This window comes from Magnetovibrio blakemorei, from assembly GCF_001746755.1.
GTDB lineage: Bacteria > Pseudomonadota > Alphaproteobacteria > Rhodospirillales > Magnetovibrionaceae > Magnetovibrio > Magnetovibrio blakemorei.
In genome coordinates this window covers 1-3,966 of sequence record NZ_MCGG01000085.1, presented here as the reverse complement: position 1 = coordinate 3,966, position 3,966 = coordinate 1, and the positions used below count along the sequence as shown (strand labels likewise).

3 protein-coding genes are annotated in these 3,966 nt (G+C 42.3%); 2 read left to right on the top strand and 1 reads right to left on the bottom strand.

What is annotated here, in order from left to right; all coding sequences use genetic code 11:
- Positions 1-225: hypothetical protein (locus BEN30_RS17375; RefSeq protein ID WP_139135117.1), on the bottom strand; the 225-nt coding region annotated here is incomplete at its 3' end.
- Between the two features lie 351 nt (positions 226-576).
- Between BEN30_RS17375 and BEN30_RS17370 the strand changes: the two genes are divergently transcribed.
- Positions 577-1,557, top strand: coding sequence for a substrate-binding domain-containing protein (locus BEN30_RS17370; protein ID WP_069959568.1), 981 nt, complete (start codon positions 577-579; stop codon positions 1,555-1,557).
- A 13-nt stretch (positions 1,558-1,570) separates the two neighbouring features.
- On the top strand, positions 1,571-3,880 hold the full coding sequence (locus BEN30_RS17365; RefSeq protein WP_069959567.1) for an ATP-binding protein: 2,310 nt from the start codon (positions 1,571-1,573) through the stop codon (positions 3,878-3,880).
- Positions 3,881-3,966 lie beyond the last annotated feature (86 nt).

The following is a 3,966-nucleotide window of genomic DNA, read 5'->3' as shown; positions in this document are numbered from 1 at the left end:
AACAGACAAACTTCCGCCATACATCAGTCCACGTAACGCCCGCAGTTCCGCTTGCTGTTTAAGATATCGCCGACGAAGCAGCTTCATGCGATGGACGTGTTTAAGGCCCAGCCGTGGCCGCACAACTCCATCATCAATATCCAAGCGGTTGTTCTTGGCATCGTAGCTGATGGTGGATAAAATTGGTGTTGAGATGATTTCGGTGATGATTTCTTGATAGCGCATGTGGTTGTTCCCTCGTTTGAGAGTATTTAGGCGTATCGGACTGGAAAACATTGAAAAAACACGTCTGCTTTACCTTTGAAGGCAGCCAGTTTCAGTGTAAACTGTTAACTTCCGGGATTAACCAACCCGGACATTCAAAAATTTTACCAACGGTAAATCTGTTGTCTCAAAAAACGACGAAAGATGGCGGGGAAAACATCAAAAACAGAACAAGAATCAAGATGTTGATCAGAACCTAACAATTTTGATGATGACCATTTTATAGTGTGACAAATTGCCATTTTAAACTGGCTGATTTTAGTGTTAATGTTTGGTGCCAGATGGATAAAGCCCTAAGTCTAGGAGAGGGTCATGTTTAGACACGTCTTTTTAGCGGTGTGCATTCTCTTTGCTGTGCACTCTACGGCAGTTTTAGCTTCCGATACTGATGCTCAAAATTCTCCACCTAAAAAAATTGCATATATTGTCTCTGACTTGCGCATTCCATTTTGGGATATTATGTGGCGGGGCGTGAAGTCTAAGGCAGAAGCCTTAAGTTATGGGGTCTCGGTTTACAGTGCTGATAACGATGCCAAGCGCGAATTGGAACATGTCGCTGAGGTTCTCAAAAGCGGTGTTGACGGGCTTGTCATCTCCCCAACCAATTCTTCTGCCACCGTTACAATTCTAAAACTTGCCAAAGCTGCAGGTGTTCCTGTTGCGATTTCTGACATTGGCACAGATGGCGGTGAGTATTTGACTTATATATCATCTGATAATGAGGCTGGTTCTTACGGATTAGGACGAATCTTGGTTCATGAAATGATTGACCGAGGTTGGGAAGAGGGAAGGGTTGGAATCATTGCCATCCCCCAAAAACGCGCAAATGGTAAAGCACGCACGAATGGGTTTATGAGAGCTTTAAATGAGGCAGGAATTAAAGGTGCAGGCATGCGCCAACAAGTCACATTTTCATATCAGGAGACGTATGATTATGCTGCTGACCTCATCAACACAAACCTTGATTTGAGGGCACTTTGGCTGCAAGGCTCTGATCGCTACCAAGGTGCATTGGATGCCATCAAGGATGCAGGTAAAGAAGGTGAAGTGCTTTTGATCTGCTTTGACGCAGAACCTGAATTTTTGGACATGATTCCAGATGGGCAGCTCGTAGGCGCAGGCATGCAACAGCCTTTTCTCATGGGGGAAAAAGCCGTCGAAGCCCTTGATGACCACTTCAATGGCAATCAAGTTCCAAAAGAGCACAAGCTAACTGTTTTGGCTATATCCAAATTGACGATACAAGCAAGCCTGCCGACAATTCGTCGTAACGTCCTCGGTCTTATTGACTAAACTGGTAACGTCAATGAAATACTCCATTTATGCTGCTTTAACACTCATCATAACGCTCACAGTGTTGACCATTATGACGGGGCATGGGTATTTGATGTATGCGGATGAGCGTGATCGCACCATTTCCGATGCCAAAATTCAAACCAAAGAAACGCTTAACTCATTAACGCAGAATATTGTGGATTTAGTGGAATCCTATTCGGTTCATGAATATGAGAACCTGCTGAAGACAGAGGTCGAGAATGGTGGGTACCTCGCAATTCTGGTCAAAGACAGGAATATGGGTTCCATTCTTGGTGTTGATCGGTTCGTAACGGGGTATATGCATGATGAAAATTGGAATATTGTCAGTTTTAATCCAGAAAGCCCTCAGCACAATCAGATTTTAGCCAATAGTTTCTTTGAAAAATCTTCCGAGATCACATCAAGTATGGGCGAAAGCCTCGGTGTGTTGACCATTTTCAACTCAGACCGTGAAATTCAGAAGTCACTTGAGAGCATGGTTTACACACATGTCGTCGATACGATTTTGATTTCCGCGATGTTAATTCTCATTTTGATTACTTTACTGCGCCAAGTCGTATTGAAGCCAGTTTACCTCGTTCAATCATCACTTGAGAAAACTGATGATGCAGGCATTCCCATAGAAAATGTTGCTGTTAAGGCTCCTCGTGAGATTGAGGAGCTGGAGAATTCTATTAATACAATGATAGAAGCCATTCGGTCTTCGCGCCAAGAGTTGGAAAGAGAACACGAAATTCTAGCTGCCAGCGAGCATAAATTCCGCCATATCATCGAGAGTACCACAGAAGGTTATTGGGCAATTGATCCGTCCAGTCTTCAGGTTATTGAGGCGAATAATGCTTTGTGTAGAATGCTCGGATATGAAAATCATGAAATGCTCGGCAAACAATCAATGGTTTTTTGTGATGAAGAAAATGCAAAAGTTTTAGCTGCTCATGCAGAGAAAATCTCAAATACTGATTACCGTCAGTACGAAGTTGCCTTGCGTCATAAAGACGGTTTCAACGTGCCGGCATTTTTCAATGCCTGTACATTTCGTGACTCAGACGGACATGCCATTTTCGCATATGCTTTTATCTCCGATTTGACAACTCAAAAGAATATCCAACATGATCTACAACTTGCCAGAGATCATGCTGAAACAGCAAACAAAGCGAAGTCTGAGTTTTTGGCCTCAATGAGTCATGAACTCCGAACTCCGTTGAACGCAGTTTTGGGGTTCAGTCAATTGCTCCAATACGATCCTGAGCACCCACTTGAAAAAGTGCAAAATGAACACGTCGAGGCAATAATTGAGGGTGGTAGTCATCTTCTTTCCCTTGTGAACGAAGTGCTAGACCTTGCAAAAATTGAGGCAAATCAAGAAACAGTCACATTAGAGGAAGTATCTGCAAACAAGGTCGTGAGTGAATGCATCAATTTGCTTTCACTAACTGGACTAGAAGACAAAATCAAAATCCACGATCATTTCAGTGATCAAGATGAGATGATAATCCGTACAGATAAAAAACGTTTTAAACAAATTATCATCAATCTGTTATCTAACGCGATAAAATACAACCGGACGAATGGTACAGTGATCGTATCAGGTTATGAGACTGATGAAGGCTTTATACACATATCAATCAAAGATACGGGGCTTGGTATTTCCGATGATAATCGTGGGAATGTTTTTCAAATGTTTCATCGCATTGGAGATGATCCAACCATTGCCCGCGAAGGAACCGGGATTGGCTTAACGGTATCTAAGCTGTTGATTGATCGCTTGGCTGGACGCATTGATTTTGAAAGTGAAGTTGGTGTTGGAACAACGTTCTGGATTGAATTGCCTATGGCGAGCAACCAAAAGGCAATAATTTGGGCTGAAAACCTCAAGATTGGTGTCGATATCATTGATAAAGAACATCAAGAGATTACAGAATCAATAAATCGCATTAGTTTTTTGGATGGAAATCCACCAGAACTGTCAAAGCATATTGATGACTTTGTGATATTGACCTTAATTCATTTTGAACATGAAGAAGTTGTTATGAAAGCTTGTGAATACCCTGAATATGCTAGCCATAAGATGCAACATGAAGAAATGGGGTTGAAGATCCATCAAATTGCAAGCCAGATTAAAGAAAGCCCGACCCTTCAAAACATCAGTAAATTGCAGCATTTCTTAAAAAAATCGTGGATCGGACATGTCTTTCATGAAGATATGAAAATTAAGCCTTATACCTCAGGGAAGGCCCATCAAATACGACAGGCTGTTAGCGAAACTCAGCGGCAAACGCAATTCATGGTTCCAAGATGAAGGCTATTTGGCTACTATCAGAGCCAAATTGGGGCGTCATCTAGGGAATGTCCGTTTTATGCACAGGAGGTTGCTTATGCTTATAA

Excerpts from the sequence above, each read along its gene's own strand:
- BEN30_RS17370 (WP_069959568.1), top strand. The coding sequence starts at position 577 with ATGTTTAGACACGTCTTTTTAGCGGTGTGCATTCTCTTTGCTGTGCAC.
- BEN30_RS17365 (WP_069959567.1), top strand. The coding sequence starts at position 1,571 with ATGAAATACTCCATTTATGCTGCTTTAACACTCATCATAACGCTCACA.